Consider the following 23846-nt stretch of genomic DNA (forward strand, 5'->3'; position numbering starts at 1 on the left):
AGGGAGTCAGGCATGTTCACAGGGATCGTCGAGGAGCTCGGCGAGGTCGTGGCCACCGAGGCGCTGACCGACGCCGCCCGGTTGACGATCCGCGGCAAGCTGGTGACTTCCGATGCCGGACACGGCGATTCGATCGCGGTCAACGGCGTGTGCCTCACCGTCGTGGATGTGGTCGACGGCGACAGCTTCACCGTCGACGTCATGGACGAAACGCTGAAGCGCTCGAGCATCGGCGGCCTGGCCCCCGGATCCCCGGTCAACCTCGAACGCGCGGCCGCCCTCAACAGCCGCCTCGGCGGCCACCTCGTGCAAGGCCACGTCGACGGCACCGGCACCGTGCTGCGCCGCACCCCGTCGGAGAACTGGGAGATCGTCCGCATCTCCCTGCCCGACGCCATCGCCCGCTATGTCGTGGAGAAGGGCTCGATCACCGTCGACGGCGTCTCCCTCACCGTGTCAGCGCTCGGCATCGACGATGAACCGAACGCCGACGGATCCCGCGACTGGTTCGAGGTCTCCCTGATCCCCACCACCCTCGCCCTGACCGTCCTCGGCACCGCCCCTGTCGGCGCCACGGTCAACCTCGAGGTAGACGTCATCGCGAAGTACGTAGAACGCCTCGCCCAGCGAGGTTGCGGACAAACGGTGCCGGGCCTCACGGAACGACCGAGGACCACGCCGTAATGTAGGAAGTCATTGCCATCCCATAGGCAGTTTCTCGGCCGCCTCGATCTGGACTGACCAGAGGGTGCGACGAAGGAGTGCCCGCCGGGAGGGAAGATCGAGGCCCCCAGGGCCGAGAAACACGCGGCCCCGGCCGCCAAAATTACGGAGCAAGCAGACGTGACCAGGTTGGACAGCATCGAGCGCGCGGTCGCCGATATCGCGGCCGGCAAGGCTGTTGTCGTCATCGACGACGAGGACCGGGAGAACGAAGGCGACCTCATCTTCGCGGCCGAGAAGGCCACCCCGGAGCTGGTCGCGTTCATGATCCGCTACACCTCCGGCTACATCTGCGTGCCGTTGACCGCCGACGACTGCGACCGCCTCGGTCTGCCGCCCGCGTACGCGATGAACCAGGACAAGCACGGCACCGCCTACACCGTGTCGGTGGACGCGCGCGAGGGCATCACCACCGGCATCTCCGGCGCCGACCGGGCCGTCACCATGCGCCTACTGGCCAGTGCCGAGGCCAAGGCCGACGAGTTCACCCGCCCCGGCCACGTGGTGCCGCTGCGCGCCAAGGACGGCGGCGTGCTGCGCAGGCCCGGTCACACCGAGGCCGCGGTCGATCTGGCCCGGATGGCCGGGTTGCGTCCGGCGGGCGTGATCTGCGAGATCGTCAGTCAGAAGGACGATGGGCACATGGCCCGCACCGACGAGCTGCGCGTGTTCGCCGACGAGCACAACCTGGCGATGATCTCGATCGCCGACATGATCGCCTGGCGGCGCAAGCACGAGAAGCATGTCGTGCGCGTGGCCGAGGCCCGGATCCCGACCGCGCACGGCGACTTCAAGGCCGTGGGTTACCAGAGCATCTTCGACGAGCCCGAGCATGTCGCGCTGGTGCGCGGCGACATCGGCGACGGCGAGGACGTGCTGGTGCGCGTGCACTCCGAATGCCTGACCGGTGACGTCTTCGGTTCGCTGCGCTGCGATTGTGGCCCGCAACTGGACGCCGCGCTGGAGATGGTCGACCTCGAGGGTCGCGGCGTCGTGCTCTACATGCGTGGGCACGAGGGTCGCGGCATCGGCCTGATGCACAAGCTGCAGGCCTATCAGCTGCAGGACTCCGGCCGCGACACCGTCGACGCGAATCTCGACCTCGGCCTGCCCGCCGACGCCCGCGACTACGGCACCGGCGCGCAGATCCTGGTCGACCTCGGCATCCGCTCGATGCGGCTGCTCACGAACAACCCGGCCAAGCGGGTCGGCCTCGACGGTTACGGCCTCGCGATCACCGAGCGGGTTCCGATGCCGTTGCGCGCCAATGCCGAGAACCTGCACTACCTGCGCACCAAGCGGGACCGGATGGGCCATGACCTGGTCGGCCTCGACGATCTCGACCTGGGCGAAACCGCGCAGTGATCCGAAACCGCGCAGTGATCACTACTTTCGAAAGGCAGTAACGATGAGCGGCACGGGTGTTCCGACCTTCGCCTTGGCGCAGGCCGCAGACGTCAAACTCGGCATCGTCGCCTCGCGCTGGCACACCGAGATCTGCGACACGCTCGTGGCGAATGCCGAGCGGGTGGCCAAGGAAGCCGGTGTCGAGCATGTGACCGTGGTGCGTTGTGCCGGTGCGATGGAGTTGCCGGTCGTCGCGCAGGAGCTCGCTCGCACGCACGATGCCGTTGTCGCTCTCGGTGTCGTGATCCGTGGTGGCACACCGCATTTCGAGTACGTGTGCGATGCGGTGACCGCTGGTCTGACCCGGGTTTCGCTCGATGCGGCGACCCCCGTCACCAACGGTGTGCTCACCACGAACGACGAAGAGCAGGCGCGCGATCGGGCCGGACTGCCCGGTTCGGCGGAGGACAAGGGTGAGCAGGCCTGTGCCGCCGCTCTCGACGCCGCGCTCACCTTGCGCGCGCTGCGATCGGCGTAACCGTGCCGGTGGTGCGAACATGGCGGCGCGGTAGTTCGCCCGAGCACGACGCGGGCTGGGAGTTCGAGGTGCGGCCGCGCCGCGCCACCCGCACCGCCATCGTGGTCGCCGTTGTCATCGTGATCGCGTTCACCGCGGGCGGGCTGCTGCTGCGGACCGGGTCGACCGGGGTGAACTTCCGGGTCGCCGATCAGGTCGCGATGATTCTGATCGGGGTGGTCGGTGCGGGCGCGGTCCTGATGCTGACCCGTCCGCGCGTGCGCGCGGGTAGCGAGGGCGTCGCGGTGCGCAACATCCTGGGCGAGCAGGTGTACCCGTGGGCCTACATCCGCGGGGCGACCTTTCCTGACCGCAAATCGTGGGCCCGCCTCGAACTCGCCGACGACGATTACGTCCCGATGTTGGCGATCCGCTCCAACGACAAGGCCCACGCGGCCGATGCCATCGAGCGCGTCCGCGAACTCGGCGCCCGCTACGCCCCGCAGGACTGAACAGCGCGCTGTTCGTCCCATCCGGCCATGGTCTGGCTCGCGTGCACCGGGCAAGGCCAGACCTCCACCGGCCAGCAGGCGTACGCGCAGAGGCGGCCTGTTCGCTATTCGTCGCCCGATCGGCCGTACGCCGTGCGTGCGACGAAATAGCGAACGCTCAGCGGGTGTCGCCGAGGACCGCTCCTTCTCGGCGCGGATCCGCACCACCGATCCAGCCGTCCTTGCCGTTGTGCTGCAGCGCGCTGAGTCCGCTGGACTGCGGCGCGACCGAGACTTGGTGGCCCATCTCCCGGAGCTTCTGGACCAGCGGGTCATGGTCGCCGTTGTCGGTGGCATTGATATCGGGATGCTCACCGCCGACGCCGGTGACGGGCGTGTTCCCCGCGCCGAACGACACTCCGGACACCGCCTGTTGCGGGTCGAGGCCCCAATCGAGCACATTCACAAGTGTTTTCACCACGAACTGGATGATCACCGAACCGCCGGGTGAACCCGTGACGAGCTTCAGTTCGCCACGATCACCCTTGTCGTCGCGGTCGAAGACCAGGGTGGGTGCCATCGAACTGCGTGGGCGCTTGTTGGGCTGGAGGCGGTTGGCCACGGGGGTGCCGTCCGGGTCGACGGGGTCGGCGGCGAAGTCGGTGAGCTGATTGTTGAGCACGAACCCGTCGACGAGATGGAACGACCCGAACGCCGATTCGACCGTGGTGGTCATCGCGGCCGCGTTGCCGTACTTGTCGACGACGGAGATATGGCTGGTGCCGTGCTCGGGCGGCTGCGGGCCGTTGCCGAGTGGTACGGGACCGAGGTTGCCCGGCTTCGCGGTGCCCATGCTGCGCTGCGGGTCGATCAGGGTCGACCGCTCCTTCAGGTACTGCGGGTGCACCAGCGACAGAGCCGAATTACCGGGCAGCGGAACGAAATCCGGATCGGCGACGTACTTGTTGCGGTCGGCGTAGGCCAGCCGCTCCGCCTCGGCGATCAGGTGCACGGCTCGCGCGTCGGGGCGCCCGCCGTTGGCGTCGAGCTCCTGGGGGCGCAGCGCGGCGAGGTCGAAATTGGCGAGGATGCCCAGCGTCGCGGCGACGGTGCTACCGCCCGAGGACGGCGCCGGCATGCCGCACAGTTCGAACTTGCGATACCCGGTACACAGCGCGGAGCGTTTCTTGGCTTCGTAATTCGCCAGGTCGGTGGTGGTCAGCAGGCTCGGGGTGCGTCCGCCCGCGGTGCTGGCCGCCGCCTCGACGATGTCCTGGGCGATGGCGCCGCTGTAGAGGGCTTTCGCGCCGTCGGTCGCGACCGCCGACAGTGTTTTCGCCAGTGCGGGATTGGTGAGAACCGTGCCCGCCTTTTTGGGCGAACCGTCGGGTTCGAGGAAGTAGCCGCGTGCGGCCTCGTCAGCGGCGAGGTCCTTCGCGGATTCGGCGATCTGCCCGGCCAGCCGGGGGCTGATCTCGAAACCGCTGTCGGACAGGCTGATCGCGGGATCGAACAATTCCTTCCAGGCGCTCATCCCGTGCTCCTGATGCGCGAGTTCGAGCATCTTCAGCACCCCGGGCACGCCGATCGAACGACCGCTGGCCCTGGTGTTCGGCGCGGGCTCGGTGCGGTCGGTGTCGCTGACCCAGCGCAGATAGTTCTCGGTCGCGGCGGCGGGCGCGGTCTCGCGGCCGTCGTAGGTGTCGACGGTGCGTGACTTCGCGTCGTAGTGCACCAGGAACGCACCGCCGCCGATGCCGGAAGCCTGCGGTTCCACCAGCCCGAGCACCGCCTGCGCGGTGACCAGTGCGTCGGTGGCGGTGCCGCCCGCCCGCAGCACCCGGCACGCGGCCTCGGTGGCGATCGGGTTGGCCGTCGACACCGCGTAGGTGCTGGTGCGCACCGCGGTCATGTCCGAGCGGTACCCTGACGCGATCTCGGGATTGGTGCTGAGGTTCTGCGAGGTCGGCGCACCCCCGCCGGTCGCGGGCGCCGCGGACACCGGGGTGCCGTTGGGCGTGCTGGTGCACTCCGCGGCCCTCGTGTCATCTGTCGAACATCCGGCCAGTACCCCCACCGCGAGCACTGCGGCCGTCGTGGCCCCGATCCACGTCCGTCGCCTTGGCGTCATGTAGGCAGCGTAACTCGCGGGTACGACACCCTTCGAGCTTTTTCCGCCGCGGCACCCACCGCGAGGACGCGTCGACGGTGCCGGGCATCGCGATGACGGGCACGCGAATCTTCGGTTCCCCGACCGATTTCCGCCAGTCGCCGCTCGGCAGCCTCGCTACCCTGGCTCACATGGATATCGACGCGGTGCTCTTCGACTTCTCCGGCACGGTCTTCCGGCTGGAGGACGACCGGACCTGGGCCGACGAACTCGTCGGCGACGACGGCACCCCCTTCGACGTGGCGGCGAAAGCCGAAGTGCTGCGGCGGATGACGGCCCCGGTCGAGCAGTTCATGACCTTCGACGCGGCCGGTCAGCACGCCTGGGACAACCGCGATCTCGACCCCGCCCTACACCGCCACGCCTACCTCGAAGTGCTGCGCGGCTCCGGCGTCCCCGACACCCAGGCCGCGCGTCTCTACGAACGCCTCATCGACCCACTCACCTGGACCCCGTACCGCGACACCGGCACTGTCCTGGAATCCCTTGCCGCCCAAGGCATCCCGATCGGCATCGTCAGCAATATCGCCTTCGACATCCGCCCGGCCTTCGACAAACACGGCTGGACCGACCTGATCGGCTCGATGACCCTGTCCTACGAAGTAGGCGCCATCAAACCGAACCCGCACATCTTCCGCGACGCCACCGACCGACTCGGCGTAGCCCCCGAGCGAGTCCTCATGATCGGCGACAGCACCGAAGCCGACGGCGGCGCAACCACCCTCGGCGCCCACTTCGCCCTCGTCGAGGCATTGCCGACGGCGGACCGGCCGCGCGCCCTGATCGACGCACTGGCCGCCCACGGAATCGTCATGTCGGGCTGAGCCCGCTGGTGGCTCCGGACGGGCGATCGACGCACTCGATCAGTGCGGACGGGTGAACCACTCGTGCGCGGACTCTCGCGCCAGCAGGATGGCGATCGCGGCACCTGCCACCATGCCGAACGGTCCGGGTGGGGCAGGCTGTGCCACCGATCCGAGCCCGCACAGCGCCTGCAGGCACGCGGCCGCGATGGCGCATCCGCGAATGCCATTGGCCCCGCTGGTGAACCCGAACGCGAGAATCGCCAGGAACAGAAAAGGCAGGAAGCCCGCGATCGCGGCGCCGGCCATATCCGGGAGATCGGCGACGATGAGCGCGGTGACCAGCGCGATACCGAGCCCGCCGCCGACCCAGCAGATCACCTGCGCGGCACGGACATTGCCGGGCATCCGCTGCGGCGACCGTGGACCGCCGGTGTCGAGCGGGCCGACGGGAGGCCAGGCGTGGACGGCAACGCCGTCGTGCTGCCTCGCCGGCGCGTCGGGATACCCAGCATCGCCGGGGTAGGTGACATAGCTGCCATCACGGGTCCTCATGGCGAAGGAGTGTTGCGTGACAGGATCGCGGTAGCCGTGAGGTGTGCCGGTCCACGGGTGCGGCGAAATCCCGGCACTCGGTTCCTGACCGGTCGAATACGGGGGTGCCTGCGGATCGATCGGTGCGGAATTCGGCAGGGCGGGGTGGTGTTCGGGGCCGGTCACGGCTGTCCTCTCCGGATGGATCATCGGGGAGTGACATCACGGCGATTCCGTTCCCCCCGAAGGACATTCAAGATCACCGGGTCGGCTCGTCGTTGTGCGGGGTCGGCTGCCGATCGTCAGCGCGTGCGCGTGAACCAGGCGTGGGCCGAGGGCCGCAGCAGTAGCCCGGCGACGGCTCCGTTGGCGACGATACCGACTGCCCCTGGCGGCAGACCGGTGAGGATACCTGTCGAGGACACCAGAAGTGCCAATACCGCGACCCCGATTGTTGCCTTACGTACCAGGTCACCGGCGGCCCGGAATGATAGCGCCAGCGGAACCAGCGCGAAGGACGGCAGGTACCCGGCGAGCAGGGCACCGAGTGAGCCGCCCAGCGCCACCGTGATCGCGATCAGCACCACGCCGACAGCGGCGGCGACCGCCGCGATCAGGCGCGCACCGCGCACGGTGCCGGGCATGACCCCGTGTGGGGTCGCCTCGTCGTTGTACAGGTCGTCATGGGTTTGCGGCAGCGCGGCGTTGCTCATCGGACGTCCTTTCAGGCACAGAATCCGAGGTCCCACGCTACACAGGGGCGCTGTCGGTGTACCCAGCCTGTCGCTGCGCGGTGTGGTCGCTGGAACCATTCGACGAAAGAACACCGCCCGTGCACTCAGCGATGCGAACCTGTCGGAGCCCCTCGCTAGGCTGGATGGGTGGCAGATCCCGCAACCTACCGGCCGGCGCCGGGCACGATTCCCGTCGAACCCGGTGTGTACAAGTTTCGGGACGTGCACGGGCGGGTCATCTATGTCGGTAAGGCCAAGAGCCTGCGGAGTCGGCTGAATTCCTACTTCGCCGACGTGTACTCCCTGCATCCGCGCACCAAGCAGATGGTGACCACCGCGTCCTCGGTCGAGTGGACGGTGGTGTCCACCGAGGTGGAGGCGCTGCAGCTCGAGTACAACTGGATCAAGGAATTCGATCCGCGGTTCAATGTGCGCTACCGCGACGACAAGACCTACCCGGTGCTCGCGGTGACCCTCAACGAGGAATACCCGCGGCTGTTCGTCTATCGCGGCGCCCGCAAGAAGGGCGTGCGCTACTTCGGTCCCTACGCCCACGCCTGGGCGATCCGCGAGACCCTCGACCTGCTGCTGCGGGTGTTCCCCGCGCGCACCTGCTCCAACGGAGTCTTCAAGCGGCACAACCAGATCGGGCGCCCCTGCCTGCTCGGCTACATCGACAAATGCTCCGCACCGTGCGTGGGCCGGGTCAGCGCCGACGAGCACCGCCAGATCGTCGAGGGCTTCTGCGACTTCCTCTCCGGCAAGACCGACAAGATGGTGCGCGCCCTCGAACGCCGCATGCACGAGGCCGCCGAAGACCTCGACTTCGAGAACGCCGCGCGCCTGCGCGACGACGTGCAGGCCCTGCGCCGCGCACTCGAAAAGCAGGCCGTGGTCCTGGGCACCGGCACCGACGCCGACGTGATCGCCTTCGCCACCGACGAACTCGAAGCCGCCGTCCAGATCTTCCACGTCCGTGACGGCCGCGTGCGTGGTCAGCGCGGCTGGGTCGTCGACAAGTCCGGTGACGCGCTCGATGTCGCCGAATCCGGCACCGAACTCGCCGCCCTGGTCGAACAGTTCCTCACCCAGTTCTACGGCGAGCAGGCCGCCATGGCCGACCAGAACGGTGACGCGGCCATCGTCGTCCCCCGGGAAGTGCTGGTCCCCGAACTCCCCGCCGACGCCGAGGAGATCGGCGAGTGGCTCAGCGAGATGCGCGGCTCCGCGGTCTCGCTGCGCATCCCGCAGCGCGGCGACAAGAAGGCGCTCGCCGAAACGGTCCAGCGCAATGCCGCCGAGGCGCTGGCCCAGCACAAACTCCGCCGCGCCGGTGACCTCACCTCGAGATCGCAAGCGCTACAAGACATTCAGGAAGCACTCGAACTCGACAGCGCCCCGCTGCGGATCGAATGCGTCGACATCAGTCACGTACAGGGCACCGACGTGGTCGCCTCGCTGGTGGTCTTCGAAGACGGCCTGGCCCGCAAGTCCGACTACCGCCACTACGCGATCAAGGAAGCCGCAGGCGACGGCCGTTCCGACGACGTGGGCAGCATCGCCGAGGTGACCCGCCGCCGCTTCGCCCGCCTGGCCCGCGACCGCGAACAACCGGTGGAGATCGAACCCGACGAAGTCGACGAACCCGCCTCGCGACCCGGCATCGACCCCACCACCGGCCGCCCCCGCCGCTTCGCCTACCCGCCCAACCTCTACGTCGTCGACGGCGGTGCCCCCCAGGTGGCCGCCGCCGCCGAGGTCCTCGACGACCTCGGCATCACCGATGTCGCGGTGATCGGCCTGGCCAAACGCCTCGAAGAGGTCTGGGTGCCCGGCGAAGCCGACCCGGTGATCATGCCGCGCAACAGCGAGGCCCTGTTCCTGCTGCAACGCGTCCGCGACGAGGCCCACCGCTTCGCCATCACCTTCCACCGCAGCAAACGCTCCCGCCGGATGACCGCCTCGGCACTGGACTCGGTGCCCGGCCTCGGCGAGACCAGGCGCACCGCCCTTGTCACCCATTTCGGCTCGGTCGCCAGGATCAAGGACGCGACGGTCGAAGAAATCACCTCGGTGCCGGGAATCGGCGTCTCGACGGCGAAAGCGGTGCTCGCGGCACTCAACAGTCCATAAGCACGACGGCCGCCTATCGCAGGACGCAACATTGCGTGTGCCGTACGTTGTGTGTCTGCGCCCGATACCCGAACCGGTGCGGGATGATCGAAAGGCACCCAGAAACGGATCCGGTAGGACATGACACGCGTCGAATCGAATAACAAGGCGGGGGCGGCACCCGGGCAGTCCGGGACGGTCACCGACACACAGCAACCAGTAGAAGTGGTCATCGTGACCGGCTTGTCCGGCGCGGGCCGCGGCACTGCCGCGCGCGTGCTGGAAGATCTCGGCTGGTACGTCACCGACAACCTACCGCCCGAACTGATCGGGCGGATGATCGAACTAGGCGCCGCGGCCGACCCGCCGATCCGGCGGTTGGCGCTGGTCATGGACGTGCGCAGCCGCTTCTTCACCGGCGAGCTCTCCGGCGTCACCGAGGAGTTGCGCGGCGCGGGCATCCGGACAAGAGTGCTGTTCCTCGAGGCCTCCGACGATGTGCTGATCCGGCGGTTCGGCTTCGCCCGCCGCCGTCACCCGCTGCAGAGCGACAGTCCGGACGGAACGCTGAGTGCGGGACTCACCGCCGAACGAGCCAGGTTGGCCCCGGTCAAGGGCGCCGCCGACCTCGTCATCGACACCACCGAGCTGTCCATCCACCAGTTGCACCGCAAGCTGGAGGAGGCCTACGGGGCAGGCGCGCCAGCCGCACTGCAACTGACCCTGCAGTCGTTCGGCTTCAAGTACGGTGTTCCCCTCGACGCCGACATGGTGTTGGACGTGCGATTTCTGCCCAACCCGCATTGGATTCCGGAATTGCGGGAACACACCGGTCAGGAGTCGGTGGTCAGCGACTACGTGCTGAGCAGGCCCGGCGCGCAGGACTACCTGCGAACCGGCAAACACCTGGTCGACCTGACGACGACCGGATACCGCCAAGAGGGGAAGCGATACATGACCGTGGCAGTGGGGTGCACCGGCGGCAAACATCGCAGCGTCGCCATCGCCGAGGCACTGGGCGAGCGAATCGGTGCCGATGCCGGGGACGCGGCGGTGGACGTCGTCCGCGTCGTGCACCGGGATCTGGGGCGCGAATGAGTGGAACCGAAGCCGACCCAGCCATTGTCGCGCTGGGCGGTGGACACGGGCTGTACGCGACATTGACAGCGGTACGACGGCTGACGCGGCGGATCACCGCCGTCGTCACCGTCGCCGACGACGGCGGGTCCTCCGGACGCCTGCGCGCCGAACTGGGCATGCTCCCGCCGGGAGACCTACGGATGGCGCTGGCCGCACTGTCCGAGGACGCCGACGGCGTGTGGACCACCACGGTGCAGCACCGCTTCGGCGGCACCGGCGCGCTGGCCGGGCACTCGGTGGGCAATCTGATCCTGGCCGGACTCACCGACATCCTCGGCGACCCGGTCGCCGCGATCGACGAGGTGGGCAGACTGCTGCGCATCACCGGCCGGGTGCTGCCGATGTCGCCGATCCCGCTCGACATCGAGGCCGAAGTGTCGGGCCTGGAATCGGATCCGCGCATCGGACGCTGCGTGCGCGGTCAGGTTGCGGTGGCGACCACGCCGGGTAAGGTCCGGCGGGTGCGGCTGATTCCGTCCGATCCGCCCGCCAGCCCCGAGGCGACTTCGGCCATCGAAGACGCGGATGTTGTTGTGCTGGGACCGGGTTCGTGGTTCACCAGTGTCATTCCGCATGTTCTCGTGCCGCAATTGCACGACGCACTCGTGCGTACCGGGGCACGCAAAGTACTCGTTCTGAATCTGGCCGCGGAGCCCGGCGAGACCGCCGGCTTTTCCGCGGAGCGTCATCTCCATGTATTGTCCCAGCACGCACCGGATTTCGCGGTCGACGACGTGCTCGTCGACTCGGCGTCGGTGCCCGAGGGGCGGCAACGGGAACATGTGGCAAGAGCCGCCGAACAGTTGCGCGCACGGGTAACGTTCTGCGATGTGGCCGAGCCGGGAACGGATCGGCATCATCCCGGAAAACTTGCCGCCGCACTGGATCAACTGATCAGGTCGCCGCGGTCGCAACTGGCTGGGCTTCGAGTCGAGGGACGACACAGCGCGTCGGATGTGCGCCGTGTTGCAGAAGAGCGTTCGGGGTCGGTGGGAAAGGAGCGCGTCTCGTGGCGATGACAGCCGAGGTGAAGGACGAGCTGAGCAGGCTCGTGGTGTCGCAGGTCAGTTCGCGTAAAGCGGAGCTGTCGGCATTGCTGCGGTTTGCGGGCGGTCTGCACATCGTGGGGGGCAGGGTGATCGTGGAAGCCGAGGTGGACATGGGGTCTATCGCCCGGCGCCTGCGCAGAGAGATTTTCGAGCTCTACGGATACGGCTCCGACGTGCATGTGCTCGGCGCGGGTGGGTTGCGCAAGACCTCCCGTTACGTTGTGCGGGTGTCGAAGGAAGGCGAGGCGCTGGCGCGCCAGACCGGCCTGCTCGATGTGCGCGGTCGTCCGGTGCGCGGGCTGCCCGCGCAGGTGGTCGGCGGCAGCATCGGTGACGCCGAAGCGGCATGGCGTGGCGCGTTTCTCGCCCACGGCTCGCTCACCGAGCCGGGTCGTTCCTCGGCCCTGGAAGTGAGCTGCCCCGGTCCGGAGGCGGCACTGGCCCTGGTCGGCGCCGCGCGCAGGCTCGGCATCACCGCCAAGGCACGCGAGGTGCGCGGCACGGACCGCGTGGTGGTGCGCGACGGTGAGGCGATCGGCGCCCTGCTCACCCGGATGGGCGCGCAAGACACCAGGCTCACCTGGGAGGAACGGCGGATGCGCCGCGAGGTGCGGGCCACCGCCAACCGGCTCGCCAACTTCGACGACGCCAACCTGCGTCGCTCGGCGCGCGCGGCTGTCGCGGCGGCCGCTCGGGTCGAACGCGCACTCGAGATCCTCGCCGACGACGTCCCCGAACATCTCGCCGCGGCGGGTCGGTTGCGGGTACAGCACCGGCAGGCCTCCCTGGAGGAACTCGGTCAGCTGGCCGAGCCGCCCATGACGAAAGACGCTGTCGCGGGCCGGATCCGGCGCTTGCTGTCGATGGCTGACCGGCGCGCCAAAGACCTCGGCATCCCCGATACCGAGTCCGCGGTGACAGCAGAACTCCTGGACGACGCGTAGTAGGAACAGCGACAGACTCCTCGCGCCGCAAGGTGTGGCGAATTCGACGATTAGGGCAGAGCGGTCATGCATGACCGCTCTGCCCTTTATTCTGGGGGCTCCGCAGGCCTGAGGCCGGGGAGCTCACAACTCACAGGTGGCTGTCGTGAACGCTGACGCGGCTACTACTGTGGTTACCGTCGGAATGAATCCGCTTGAAAGCTGAGGAGCGATAACGTGACTGTCCGGGTAGGTATCAACGGCTTCGGTCGTATCGGACGTAATTTCTTCCGTGCGGTGGAGGCCTTGAAGGCCGTCGGCGAGACCGATATCGAGATCGTCGCGGTCAACGACCTCACCGACATCAACACTCTCGCCACCCTGCTGAAGTACGACTCGATCCTGGGTCGTCTGCCGCAGAACGTTTCGGTCGAGGGCGACACCATCGTGGTCGGCGAGCAGCGCATCAAGGCACTGGCGATCAAGGAAGGCCCCTCGGCACTGCCGTGGGCCGAGCTGGGTGTCGACGTCGTCGTCGAGTCCACCGGCATCTTCACCGCCGCCGAGAAGGCCAAGGGCCACCTGTCCGCGGGTGCCAAGAAGGTCATCATCTCCGCGCCTGCCACCGGCGACGACATCACCATCGTGATGGGCGTCAACGACGACAAGTACGACGGCAGCCAGAACATCATCTCCAACGCGTCGTGCACCACGAACTGCCTCGGCCCCATCGCCAAGGTCCTCAACGACTCGTTCGGCATCGTGAACGGTCTGATGACCACCATTCACGCCTACACCCAGGACCAGAACCTCCAGGATGCGCCGCACAAGGACCTGCGTCGCGCCCGCGCCGCGGCCCTGAACATCGTGCCCACCGGCACTGGTGCGGCCAAGGCCATCGGCCTGGTGCTGCCCGAACTGCAGGGCAAGCTCGACGGCTACGCGCTGCGCGTTCCGGTCCCGACCGGCTCGGTCACCGACCTCACCGCGACCCTGGCCAAGCCTGCCACCATCGAGGAGATCAACGCGGCGATGAAGGCCGCCGCCGAGGGCCCGATGAAGGGCATCCTCAAGTACAACGAGGACCCGATCGTCTCCAGTGATATCGTCACCGACCCGCACTCGTCGATCTACGACGCGCCGCTGACCAAGGTCATCGACAACCAGGTCAAGGTCGTCTCCTGGTACGACAACGAGTGGGGCTACTCCAACCGTCTGGCCAACCTGGTCGATCTCGTCGGCAAGTCGCTCTGACCGCGATGACTGTTCAGACACTGCAGGATCTCCTGGCCGAGGGTGTCGAAGGTCGGGGCGTGCTCGTGCGCTCCGACCTGAACGTCCCCCTCGACGACAACGGTCAGATCACCGACCCGGGCCGCATCATCGCCTCGGTTCCGACCATCCAGGCGCTGGTCGAGGCCGGCGCCAAGGTGGTCGTGATGGCACACCTCGGCCGCCCCAAGGGCGAGCCCGACGCCAAGTTCTCGCTGGCGCCCGTGGCGGCGAAGCTGGCCGAACTGCTGGGCCGCAACGTCCAGCTGGCCGGTGACGTGGTGGGCTACGACGCGCTCTCGCGCTCGGAAGGCCTCACCGACGGCGACGTGCTGCTCCTGGAAAACGTGCGCTTCGACCCGCGCGAGACCAGCAAGGACGAATCGGAGCGGGCCAAGCTGGCCGCGGCGTTCGTCGAACTGGTCGGCGACGACGGCGCGTTCGTCTCCGACGGTTTCGGTGTGGTGCACCGCAAGCAGGCCTCGGTCTACGACGTCGCCCAGCAGCTCCCGCACTACGCGGGCACGCTGGTCGCCGCCGAGGTAGAGGTGCTGCAGAAGCTCACCAAGGACCCGGCCCGCCCGTACGCGGTCGTGCTCGGCGGCTCGAAGGTCTCGGACAAGCTGGCCGTGATCGAGGCGCTGGCCCCCAAGGTCGACACCCTGGTGATCGGCGGCGGCATGTGCTTCACCTTCCTTGCCGCGCAAGGACTTCCGGTCGGTGGCTCGCTGCTGCAGGCCGAGATGATCGACACCTGCAAGGACCTGCTCGAGCGCTTCGGCGACGTGCTGCACCTGCCGGTCGACATCGTCGTCGCCGACAAGTTCGCGGCCGACGCCGACACGAAGACCGTGTCCTCGACCGAGATCCCCGACGGCTGGCTCGGCCTCGACATCGGCCCCGAGTCGGTGGCCCGGTTCTCCGCACTGCTCACCGAGGCCAAGACCGTGTTCTGGAACGGCCCGATGGGCGTGTTCGAGTTCGAGAAGTTCGCCAACGGCACCCGTGGTGTCGCCGAAGCCATCGTGACCGCCACCTCCAAGGGTGCGTTCACGGTCGTCGGCGGCGGCGACTCGGCAGCTGCCGTGCGCGCGCTCGGCCTGCCCGACGACGGCTTCTCGCACATCTCCACCGGCGGCGGCGCTTCCCTGGAATACCTGGAAGGCAAAGAGCTGCCCGGTATTTCGGTGCTGGAGGGCTGAGCGATGGCAGCACGTAAACCGCTCATCGCGGGCAACTGGAAGATGAACCTCAACCACCTCGAGGCCATCTCGCTGGTGCAGAAGGTGGCGTTCGCGCTGCCCGAGAAGTACTTCGCGAAGGTCGACGTGACGGTGATCCCGCCGTTCACCGACCTGCGCAGCGTGCAGTCGATCGTCGACGGCGACAAGCTCCTGATCACCTACGGTGCGCAGGACGTCTCGGCGCACGACTCCGGTGCCTACACCGGTGAGATCAGCGGGTCGATGCTGGCCAAGCTCGGCTGCACCTTCGTGGTGGTCGGGCACTCGGAGCGTCGTCAGTACCACCACGAAGACGATGCGACCGTGCTGGCGAAGGCCAAGCAGGCGCTGAAGAACGAGATCACCCCGATCGTCTGCATCGGTGAGGGTCTCGGTGTCCGCGAGGCGGGCACGCACGTCGAGTTCAACCTCGAGCAGCTGCGTGGTTCGCTCAAAGGTCTGACGGCCGAACAGATTTCGCAGGTCGTCATCGCCTACGAGCCCGTCTGGGCCATCGGCACCGGCAAGGTCGCCTCGGCTGCCGACGCGCAGGAAGTGTGCGGCGCGATCCGCGGCGAGCTGGAGAAGCTGGCCTCCCAGGAGGTCGCTGCCGGTGTGCGCGTGCTCTACGGCGGTTCGGTGAACGCCAAGAACATCGGTGAGCTGATCCGTCAGACCGATATCGACGGCGCGCTGGTCGGCGGTGCCTCGCTCAAGGGTGACGAGTTCGCCACCCTGTCGGCGATCGCCGCGGGCGGTCCGCTGCCCTGATCGGGTAGTTCGAACACCGAAGGGCCGGAAACCAATAGGTTTCCGGCCCTTCGCATTCCGTGGCGCTATCGTGCGTGCAGGATGAGGCCGTAGCCGTTGTCGTTGCGCAGGGTGAGCGTGTCGGCGTCGACGGTGGCGGTGGTTTTCCCGTCCAGGGCACGCAGCACGTCCTGCTCGACCTCCATCACCTCCGGCGGGCACATCATCTTGGTGGTGCCGATCGCGAAGGTCACAGCCTCGCCCGGACCGACGCCCGCGGTTCCGGTCATCCGATTGCAGCCCGCGGTGCCGCTGACGGTGCCGCCCTCGCCGATGGTGAGGGTCGGGCTCGCCTCGTCGAGCGCGGTCGAACGGACCTGCGCGTCCGGGGTGAGCATGGTGGTGACAACCCAGGTGGTGCCGGTCAGCGGTTTGTCGGGGCTCACGATCTGCTTGTCGGTGAGATGGATGGTGACGGACTTGCCCGTCAGCGTCAGCCGGTCACCGTCGAGACGCCAGGTGGGATCGGATTCCAGGAAAGTGCTCTGCCAGGCGTCGGCGCTCGCGCGGTCACCGGGGCAGGCCATCAGCGTGCCCGCCAGCGGCGAGGTGTGCAGGATGTGGTTGCTCAGGTCGACACTGCCCCCGGCGGAGTTGCAGCCGGAAGTCGCCGAGATCCGGCCGTCGGTGAAGCTGAGCGTCATCGGACCGCCGCCGGGAATCTTGTCGCCGACGACCTCGGTGGAGATGTAGGTGTTGCCCATCGGTGTGGCGGTGTCGTCCACCGGATCCTTCTCGGCTGATCCGCACCCGGCCACCACTGTGCTGAGTATCGCGAGGGGTATCGCGAGGGTGGCGAGTGGTCGAAGGGTTATCCGCATGACGCCGATGGTACGTACGGGCCGCCCCGAACACCGACCGGCCGCTACGGCAGGCGATTGGTGAGGGTGTTCGGGGCGGGTAGGCGAGGTCTACTCGTGCGCGGTGCCCTGGCAGTTGGCGCTCGCGCTGCCCTGGTCTTCGGAGATCACCTTGCCGTCGACGGTGATCTTGCAGCTGACGGTGCCGCCGTCGAGGCCGGGCATCACGGTCAGCGAGACGTACTTGCCGATGCCGTCCATCGCGAGGTTCTTCGACCAGGGCAGTGCCACGTCGGACTCGGTCGCCACATCGACGTCCTTGACGACGTAGATCACCGTGGCGGTGCCGGATCCCGAAGCCTCGTAGGAGACATCGATCGTGCGCTTGGATTCCTTGTCGATCTCGTTGGCGACGGTGCCGACGAACGCGACGCAACCACCGACGATCAGCAACAGCACGAGCAGGATGCCACCGAGCACCCACGGCCACACCTTCTTCTTGCGTGGCGGCTGCGGGTATCCGCCCTGCGGCGGGTAGCCACCGCCGGGAGGCTGCTGGCCGTAAGGCGGTTGCTGGCCGTAGGGCTGCTGGCCATACGGCTGCTGCGGGGCATTCATGGGTCGTTCCTCCGTGTCGTACGAGCTCCCCCCGGGACGAAACGGGAGCTGCAGTCTGATCGCTCGAAAGCGCACAGAAGATAACACCGTATCGGTCGATCGCCGCTTTTATTATCGTGGGCCGCAAGGTATCTGGCCGTTCGCCGGGATACTGCACAACGGGCGGGCACCGGTGGGAGCAGGGGTCACAGCGCGCGGCACGGTGGTCGCCGGGGATAAGCTCGTCGGGTGGGCATCGTCGCGGCGGAACGGATCTCGACCTGGGCGCCGTTGCGGTCGCCGCTGTTCCGGGCACTGTGGATCGCTCAGCTGGTGTCGAACCTGGGTACCTGGATGCAGACGGTCGGCGCGCAGTGGCTGGTGGTCGACCAACCGAACGCGGCCGCGCTGGTGGCGTTCGTGCAGACCGCGCTGACGTTGCCGGTGATGTTGCTGTCGATCCCGTCCGGCGTGCTCGCCGACCTGGTGGACCGCCGCAGGCTGCTGCTCGGCGCGCAGACCGGCATGGCGCTGGTCTCGCTCACCCTCACGGTGTCCACCGCCACCGGCCACACCACCCCCGCGGTCCTGCTCAGCCTGCTGTTCCTGCTCGGCTGCGGGCAGGCCCTCACCGCCCCCGCGTGGCAGGCGATCCAGCCCGAACTGGTGCCGCGCGATCAGATCACCTCGGCGGCCGCGCTGGGCAGCATGAGTGTGAACATCGGTCGCGCCGTCGGGCCCGCGGTGGCCGGTGTGATCGTGTCGCTGGCCGGGCCGACGGTGGTATTCGGGTTCAACACGGTGTCGTTCATCGGCATCGTCGCGGTGCTGCTGGTGTCGAAATGGCCGACGCGAACGAGCCCGCTGCCCAGTGAACGGCCCCTCGCCGCGTTGCAGGCGGGCACCCGGTTCATCCGCGCGGCCCCCGCGATCAGGCGGGTGCTGTTCCGCGCGATCCTGTTCATCGCCCCCGCCAGCGCCGTATGGTCGCTGCTGCCGGTGATCGCGCACGACCGGCTCGGACTGTCGTCGTCCGGTTACGGTCTGCTGCTCGGCGCGCTCGGGCTCGGCGCGGTGTGTGGCGCGCTCGGGTTGTCGCGGATTCGAATCCTCTTCACCCCCACCCAGCGACTCTCGCTGGCCGCGATCCTGTTCGGCCTGGGTGCGGTCGCGACCGCACTGGTCCACAACGTGGCGGTCGTTCTCGTGCTGCTGGTAGGGGCCGGACTCGCGTGGTTGCTGGCGATGTCGACACTGAACTCGACCATGCAGTTGCTGCTGCCCGCCTGGGTGCGCGCCCGCGGGCTGTCGGTGTACATGCTGGTGTTCATGGGCGGTCAGGCGATCGGTTCCCTGCTCTGGGGCCTGGTCGCCGGGGCTTACGGTGCTGTGACCGCCCTGCTGATCGCCGCGGTGATGCTGGCGGGCTGCGCCGTGAGCACCCTGTGGTGGCCGATCCGGCACAACGTCGAGGAGATCGACCTCTCCCCAGCGGCGTTCTGGCCCGAACCCCAACTCGTCGTCGAGCCCGAACCCGCCGACGGCCCCGTCCTGGTGATGCGCGGCTACGACGTGCCACCCGCCGACGTCGCCACCTTCACCGAGTCGATGGCGCTGGTCGGGCGCTCGAGGCAGCGCACGGGCGCGATGGAATGGCGGCTCTACCGCGACGTCGGCACCGTCGACCGCTTCGTCGAAGCCTTCGTCGTGCGATCCTGGGCCGAGCACATGCACCAGCACCAGGTGCGCCTGACCGCCCGCGACCGCGAGATAGAACAGACCGTCGCCCAGTACTCAGCAGGCCCCGACACCGTCTCACACCTGGTCGCCGTCGAGCCTGGTTAAAGCGTGTCTGAAAGCCGTCTGGTTTCACACACCGCCCTTCTCGGGCGTCGTCGGTTCACGCCACAAGTGTGGCGTGGACCTCGGTTCCCGCGTCAACCGGGACGGTTTCACCGGCACCCGTAAGGTGTCGGTCAGCGCCTTCCCGTCGGCGGACTTTGGTAACCCGGCCTCCTGCTCGGGGGTCCGGGGATCGCGAAAAGTTCTGCTGCATTGTCGGCCACAGCGCGAGATTGATCGCCGCGTTGTGGTCACGGTCAGCACGAAACCCGCACCCACAGACGAACACTCGATCCGCCAACGACAAGTCGGCGTTGATTTCCCCGCAGGCCGAGCAGCGTTTACTCGACGGATACCAGCGATCCGCGATAGCCACCATGCCACCACGCCAACCCTGTTTGTAGGCCAACAGGCGAGCGAAGTCGGCCCATCCGGTATCGCTGATCGCACGAGCTAAACGGCGGTTGCCGAGCATTCCGGTCACGTTCAGGTCTTCGATCACGAGCCGGTCGTGGGTTTTGACCAGCTGGTTAGCGACCTGATGAGCGAAATGACGGCGAATGTTGGCGACTCGGTGATGATGGCGTGCTAATCGGGCAGCGGCGTCTCGACGGTTGTGTGAGCCCTTCTGTTTGCGTGACACCGACTTCGCCAGACGACGTTGCCGATCCAACCCGGTGATCAACGGTCGCGGCGCGGTATCGACGCGGGCGACCTCGGTTCCGTCGCCGGTCGCGGCGACCGCGAACACGCTCAATCCGCGATCGATCCCGACCCAACCATCGGCGTCGTCGTGTCGACGAGGTCGGTGATGGTGGGCGGGGTGCAGATCGGATGCTTCGACGGTCAGGCTGATCCTCCTCGAAAACCTGCTGGCACACCTCGGTTCGCCAGGCCAATCCGGTGACCTGCATTTCGGTGCCACCGTCGGTGTCGACGGCGAAGATTCGGCCTGCGGCTTCGGTTTTCTTCCAGGTGTTGAACGTGTTGATCAGGTCGAACCCGGTCCATGGCACACGGTGTTCGGGGCAGGTCTTGCGGGTTCGAGAGCTCCCGTCCTCTGCAGTCTCCGGGTGGTCGACAGGTGAGCCGTTGGGGCGGGATCGATACCGAACGCCGTCCCGTCGGTGCCCCATTAGACCAGTCGATCCTCCACCACCTAGGATGAACCTCATGTCGCTGTTCCTCGATATCCTCCTTGTGATCACCAGCTTGCTGTTGGTGCTGCTGGTGCTGTTGCACCGCGCCAAGGGTGGCGGCCTGTCCAGCCTCTTCGGTGGCGGCGTGCAGTCGAGCCTGTCGGGCTCCACCGTCGTCGAGAAGAACCTCGACCGCATCACCATCTTCGTCGGCATCGTCTGGTTCATCGCGATCCTCGGCATCGGCCTCGAGATCAAGTTCGCCTGAGTCCGCCCTGCTGTCGTAGCCTGCCGCACCGGGGAAGCAACCGGTAGCGTGGCCACATGGGCGATGGGGGAGTAGCGCCACTGCGAAGGCCGGTGCCGCGTTGGTGGACGATCATCATCTTCGGGGTGACCGGGCTGGTCATCGTCGATTGTCTGTGGCTGCTCTGGCAGAACATGGTCGACGGTAGGTTGTCGGTGACCGGCTCGCTGCTGTTCGGTCTGCTCGCGCTCGGCGTGTGCTGGCTCGTGGTCGCAGCGGTGGGGATGATCGCGTACCGGCAGTTCGTCATGGTGGCGGTGGCGCCTGCGGTAGTGGTGCTGACCGGGTTGCTGGGCTGGTTCGGTGTGCCGGAACAGTTCGGGTGGCTGGTGTCGAAGTCGCATTTCGAGCAGGCCGCGCAGACGTGCGACGAGACAACCGCGGGTCATCGGATCGGCGTCTTCACCGTCGAAGCCGTCCAGCGGAAAGACGGTGGCTGCCTGTTCCGAACGCCCGGCGGATTCGTCGGTGGTTCCGGGTTCGCCTATCTACCGGGCGGTGCCCCGCCGAAGTCGGGCGAGTACGACGAGAGATATCGCCCGTATGACGGTGTCTGGTACCGGTATTCGCTGTCGTAGCGGCTAACGTCCGGCCGCCACGACCTTGCGGGCAGCGACTTCGATGTCGGACTCGCTGAGCAATACCGTGTCGGCGGCGGGGCCGAGTGGAATGAAACTGTCCGCACTCGTCACCCGGGCGAGCGCACCGCGGTAGCCCGCGTCGATCAGTGCCGCGTAGACGGATTCGGAAACTCCACCGCTGCTGCGGGTTTCGTCGGCGACCAACACCCGCCCGGTGTCTTCGGCGTGGCGGATCAGATCGGCGACCGGCAGCGGATTCAGCCAGCGCAGGTCGAGGACGCGTGCCCGAATACCCTGGGCGGCAAGATGATCCGCAGTCCGCAAGCTCATCGGTACGCCGTTGCCGAAGGTGACGATGGTGAGATCGTCGCCGTCGCCGTAGATACGGGCACTGCCGATCGGAACGTGGTCGGAAACCGGTGCTGCCAGCCATGATTCGTCACCGGGGTGCAGATCTCGGGTGTGGTACAGCGCGATCGGTTCGACGAACAGGCACACGCGACCATCGACCCTTGCTGCTGAGACACACGTTCGCAGCATGGCGGCGGCGTCATCGGCGCGGGCAGGTACCGCCACTACGATGCCGGGGATATCACGCAGTGCCGCAAGGGAATCGTCGTTGTGGAAGTGGCCGCCGAAGCCCTTCTGGTAGGCGAGGCCGGCGATCCTGATGACCATCGGGTTGCGGTACCGACCGTTCGAGAAGAACTGCAGAGTCGCTGCTTCGCCGCGGATCTGGTCGGCCGCGTTGTGGACGTAGGCGAGGTACTGGACCTCGGGGATCGGGATGAAGCCGGCCAATCCGGTGCCAAGGGCGGTGCCGAGGATGGACTGTTCGTCTAGGAGGGTGTCGAAGACGCGACGGGCACCGAACCGTTTTCTGAGGCCTTTGGTGACGCCGTACACCCCGCCCTTGCGGCCGACGTCCTCACCGAAGACCAGCACATCGCGATCTCGGGCGAGGAGTTCGCCAAGGGTGTGATTGATCGCTTGCGCCAGCGTCATCCGGGGAGGCATGTTCGTCGGATCGAGGGAGTCGGCGTCGCAGGTCGATCCTGTTGCGGTGGTTGATGATTCGTGAGCACTGGTGTTCGTGTGGGCATGCTGTACAGGGCGGACCACGTCGTCGCGGACAGCATCCGGATGCATGGGTGCGAGCGGCGCGATCACGGCCGCCGCGGAGTCGAGCCGTGCTTCTCGCACCACCTCATCGGCGGTCTCGCGAACGCGTGCGCCGATGCGTTCGTAGCGATCGAGGAGCTCGCCCGCATCGGCGACCCCCGCTGAGATCAGGTAGCGGGCGGTGCCGAGCAGCGGGTCGAGAGCCAGATCAGCGGCGATGTCGGCCGGGCCCCGATAGGCCGACTCGACATCGGACCCGGCATGCCCACCCAGCCGAACCGTCCGCAGGTGCAGGAAAACCGGCACCCGCCAGGTCCGGGCCAGATGCACCGCGTCTTCAGCAGCGCCGAGCACATCAGGCAGATCACATCCATCGGCGGCAATATAGGTGAGCCCTGGTCGCGGACCATAGGCTCGTTCGATCCAGTCCGGCGCGGTGGGCACACTGATACCGAGCCCGTTGTCCTCACACACGAAAACCAGCGGCATCGGCACCCCCTGATGAGACGCATGCACCGCCGCATTGACGGCCCCGACCGCCGTCGAATGATTGGCCGACGCGTCCCCGAAACTGCACACCACCACCGCATCCGCAGGCCACGGACACGAAATCCCTTGCTTAGCAGCCCGATCCAACGCGAACGCCAACCCCACCGCCCGCGGCAGATGCGAAGCGATGGTCGACGTCTGCGGAATGATCGACGCCGCCGCACTCCCGATCACCTTGTGCCGCCCACCGGATATCGGATCAGCAGCCGCCGCGACCACCCCCAGCAGCACATCCCGAATCGGATCCAGCCCCGAAATCTGCTTACACCGCTGCACGAAGAACGCCGCCGACCGATAGTGCAACAGCGCCGGATCATCGACCCGCAGCGCCGCCGCCACCGCCGCATTGCCCTCGTGCCCCGACGATCCGATGCTGTAGAACCCCTGCCGAGCAGCTCCCAACCGCCGAGCCGCCAGATCGAGATGCCTACTGGCGACCTGAGATTCGAACAGCTCGATCCCGAACGAGGCATCGATGGCATCGAGCGGGTCGACCCGGCCGGATACCCGGAGACTGCCCATCGCGCCCCGAAATGCCCCATCCAGATCAACAGAACCCAGTGCCACCGCGACCACTCCTCGCCCGAGGGAGAGCCGACGTCCGAACCATCGGCCTGCCAAGAAAGCTACTGTGGTCGTTGATGGACACGGTGCAATTCCCGCAGATGCGCGCAACTGTGTTGTCCGCACTCGAAGCCCTGGCAGACCCCGAGTACCAGCAACGGGTGTGGCTGGAACGCCGGTTCCCCCAGGAGAGATTCTACGACGATCTCGACGAGAACATCCACGCCCTCTACGACGATTGCGTCGTACTCCCGGATCCCCGGGACAGAATCGGCACGATTCTGATCGACGACGAAGAAGCCGCCGCGTTGGTGAACCTCGGTCGCGTGTTGACGCCGCTCATCGACGACCTGGGGGATGCGTCGGACTCGGTGTACGTAGGTGATGCACGGTGGAGTTCGGTCGTTGCGGCAGCGCGTGCGGCGTTCGCCGCGTTGGCACGAAATCCGTAGGTCCCCAACGATTGGGCCGCTGATCCACGGAGCGCATGTGTCGCC

23 protein-coding genes are annotated in these 23846 nt (G+C 67.4%); 16 read left to right on the top strand and 7 right to left on the bottom strand.

Annotated elements, in window-relative coordinates:
- Positions 1 to 12: 12 nt before the first annotated feature.
- From ACFW6D_RS05860 to ACFW6D_RS05875, 4 genes are all read left to right on the top strand, one after another.
- Positions 13 to 684, top strand: coding sequence for a riboflavin synthase (locus ACFW6D_RS05860; RefSeq protein WP_379325192.1), 672 nt, complete (start codon positions 13 to 15; stop codon positions 682 to 684).
- A 159-nt stretch (positions 685 to 843) separates the two neighbouring features.
- Entirely contained in the window at positions 844 to 2088 is a 1245-nt protein-coding gene (locus tag ACFW6D_RS05865) for a bifunctional 3,4-dihydroxy-2-butanone-4-phosphate synthase/GTP cyclohydrolase II (RefSeq protein WP_379238787.1), read from the top strand.
- 43 nt (positions 2089 to 2131) lie between these two features.
- Positions 2132 to 2608: a 6,7-dimethyl-8-ribityllumazine synthase gene (ribH, locus tag ACFW6D_RS05870; protein ID WP_379325194.1), complete on the top strand. Its 477-nt coding sequence runs from the start codon at positions 2132 to 2134 to the stop codon at positions 2606 to 2608.
- A gap of 2 nt (positions 2609 to 2610) precedes the next feature.
- A complete protein-coding gene (locus tag ACFW6D_RS05875; protein WP_379325196.1) occupies positions 2611 to 3099 on the top strand; it encodes a PH domain-containing protein in 489 nt (162 codons plus the stop codon).
- Between the two features lie 157 nt (positions 3100 to 3256).
- Here the strand turns inward: ACFW6D_RS05875 and ACFW6D_RS05880 are convergent, their stop codons facing one another.
- Positions 3257 to 5209, bottom strand: coding sequence for a gamma-glutamyltransferase family protein (locus tag ACFW6D_RS05880; RefSeq protein ID WP_379325198.1), 1953 nt, complete (start codon positions 5207 to 5209; stop codon positions 3257 to 3259).
- Between the two features lie 170 nt (positions 5210 to 5379).
- Between ACFW6D_RS05880 and ACFW6D_RS05885 the strand changes: the two genes are divergently transcribed.
- Positions 5380 to 6072: an HAD family hydrolase gene (locus tag ACFW6D_RS05885; protein WP_379325200.1), complete on the top strand. Its 693-nt coding sequence runs from the start codon at positions 5380 to 5382 to the stop codon at positions 6070 to 6072.
- A 39-nt stretch (positions 6073 to 6111) separates the two neighbouring features.
- Here ACFW6D_RS05885 and ACFW6D_RS05890 read toward each other — a convergent pair whose 3' ends face one another.
- Both ACFW6D_RS05890 and ACFW6D_RS05895 read right to left on the bottom strand, forming a co-directional pair.
- On the bottom strand, positions 6112 to 6606 hold the full coding sequence (locus tag ACFW6D_RS05890) for a hypothetical protein (protein WP_379325202.1): 495 nt from the start codon (positions 6604 to 6606) through the stop codon (positions 6112 to 6114).
- 281 nt (positions 6607 to 6887) lie between these two features.
- Positions 6888 to 7298 (bottom strand): hypothetical protein, encoded by a 411-nt coding sequence (locus tag ACFW6D_RS05895; RefSeq protein WP_379325204.1) that lies wholly within the window; start codon positions 7296 to 7298, stop codon positions 6888 to 6890.
- A gap of 168 nt (positions 7299 to 7466) precedes the next feature.
- Between ACFW6D_RS05895 and uvrC the strand changes: the two genes are divergently transcribed.
- The 7 genes from uvrC (at position 7467) to tpiA (ending at position 15809) form a co-directional block, all read left to right on the top strand.
- Positions 7467 to 9452: an excinuclease ABC subunit UvrC gene (uvrC, locus tag ACFW6D_RS05900; protein ID WP_379325206.1), complete on the top strand. Its 1986-nt coding sequence runs from the start codon at positions 7467 to 7469 to the stop codon at positions 9450 to 9452.
- Positions 9453 to 9572: 120 nt separating this feature from the next.
- Positions 9573 to 10529 carry an RNase adapter RapZ gene (gene rapZ / locus ACFW6D_RS05905; RefSeq protein ID WP_379325208.1) on the top strand — a complete coding sequence of 319 codons (957 nt, stop codon included), beginning with the start codon at positions 9573 to 9575 and terminating at the stop codon, positions 10527 to 10529.
- Positions 10526 to 11590, top strand: a complete 1065-nt coding sequence (yvcK, locus tag ACFW6D_RS05910) for a uridine diphosphate-N-acetylglucosamine-binding protein YvcK (RefSeq protein ID WP_379325210.1) — start codon at positions 10526 to 10528, stop codon at positions 11588 to 11590. Before rapZ ends, yvcK begins: the two co-directional genes overlap by 4 nt.
- Positions 11581 to 12564: a DNA-binding protein WhiA gene (whiA, locus tag ACFW6D_RS05915; protein WP_056810477.1), complete on the top strand. Its 984-nt coding sequence runs from the start codon at positions 11581 to 11583 to the stop codon at positions 12562 to 12564. Before yvcK ends, whiA begins: the two co-directional genes overlap by 10 nt.
- Before the next feature lie 216 nt (positions 12565 to 12780).
- Positions 12781 to 13797, top strand: a complete 1017-nt coding sequence (gap, locus tag ACFW6D_RS05920; RefSeq protein ID WP_378605850.1) for a type I glyceraldehyde-3-phosphate dehydrogenase — start codon at positions 12781 to 12783, stop codon at positions 13795 to 13797.
- Between the two features lie 5 nt (positions 13798 to 13802).
- On the top strand, positions 13803 to 15017 hold the full coding sequence (locus ACFW6D_RS05925) for a phosphoglycerate kinase (protein WP_379238798.1): 1215 nt from the start codon (positions 13803 to 13805) through the stop codon (positions 15015 to 15017).
- Positions 15018 to 15020: 3 nt separating this feature from the next.
- Positions 15021 to 15809 carry a triose-phosphate isomerase gene (gene tpiA, locus ACFW6D_RS05930; protein WP_379325212.1) on the top strand — a complete coding sequence of 263 codons (789 nt, stop codon included), beginning with the start codon at positions 15021 to 15023 and terminating at the stop codon, positions 15807 to 15809.
- 65 nt (positions 15810 to 15874) lie between these two features.
- Here tpiA and ACFW6D_RS05935 read toward each other — a convergent pair whose 3' ends face one another.
- A complete protein-coding gene (locus tag ACFW6D_RS05935) occupies positions 15875 to 16669 on the bottom strand; it encodes an META domain-containing protein (RefSeq protein WP_379325214.1) in 795 nt (264 codons plus the stop codon).
- A gap of 90 nt (positions 16670 to 16759) precedes the next feature.
- Complete coding sequence (locus tag ACFW6D_RS05940) at positions 16760 to 17266, bottom strand: MmpS family transport accessory protein (RefSeq protein ID WP_379325216.1); 507 nt, start codon at positions 17264 to 17266, stop codon at positions 16760 to 16762.
- Positions 17267 to 17494: 228 nt separating this feature from the next.
- Between ACFW6D_RS05940 and ACFW6D_RS05945 the strand changes: the two genes are divergently transcribed.
- Positions 17495 to 19090: an MFS transporter gene (locus ACFW6D_RS05945; RefSeq protein WP_379325218.1), complete on the top strand. Its 1596-nt coding sequence runs from the start codon at positions 17495 to 17497 to the stop codon at positions 19088 to 19090.
- A 55-nt stretch (positions 19091 to 19145) separates the two neighbouring features.
- Here ACFW6D_RS05945 and ACFW6D_RS05950 read toward each other — a convergent pair whose 3' ends face one another.
- A complete protein-coding gene (locus ACFW6D_RS05950; RefSeq protein ID WP_379325220.1) occupies positions 19146 to 20012 on the bottom strand; it encodes an RNA-guided endonuclease InsQ/TnpB family protein in 867 nt (288 codons plus the stop codon).
- A gap of 248 nt (positions 20013 to 20260) precedes the next feature.
- On the opposite strand from ACFW6D_RS05950, the gene secG reads away from it, so the two are divergent.
- On the top strand, positions 20261 to 20494 hold the full coding sequence (secG, locus tag ACFW6D_RS05955; RefSeq protein ID WP_101468684.1) for a preprotein translocase subunit SecG: 234 nt from the start codon (positions 20261 to 20263) through the stop codon (positions 20492 to 20494).
- 56 nt (positions 20495 to 20550) lie between these two features.
- A complete protein-coding gene (locus tag ACFW6D_RS05960; protein ID WP_379325222.1) occupies positions 20551 to 21111 on the top strand; it encodes a hypothetical protein in 561 nt (186 codons plus the stop codon).
- A gap of 3 nt (positions 21112 to 21114) precedes the next feature.
- Here ACFW6D_RS05960 and ACFW6D_RS05965 read toward each other — a convergent pair whose 3' ends face one another.
- On the bottom strand, positions 21115 to 23307 hold the full coding sequence (locus ACFW6D_RS05965; RefSeq protein WP_379325729.1) for a dehydrogenase E1 component subunit alpha/beta: 2193 nt from the start codon (positions 23305 to 23307) through the stop codon (positions 21115 to 21117).
- A 119-nt stretch (positions 23308 to 23426) separates the two neighbouring features.
- On the opposite strand from ACFW6D_RS05965, the gene ACFW6D_RS05970 reads away from it, so the two are divergent.
- Entirely contained in the window at positions 23427 to 23801 is a 375-nt protein-coding gene (locus tag ACFW6D_RS05970) for a hypothetical protein (protein WP_379325224.1), read from the top strand.
- The last annotated feature ends 45 nt before the right edge of the window (positions 23802 to 23846 follow it).

Origin of the sequence: Nocardia sp. NPDC058705, from assembly GCF_042749305.1 — a bacterium.
In the GTDB taxonomy this organism is placed as follows: Bacteria; Actinomycetota; Actinomycetes; order Mycobacteriales; family Mycobacteriaceae; genus Nocardia.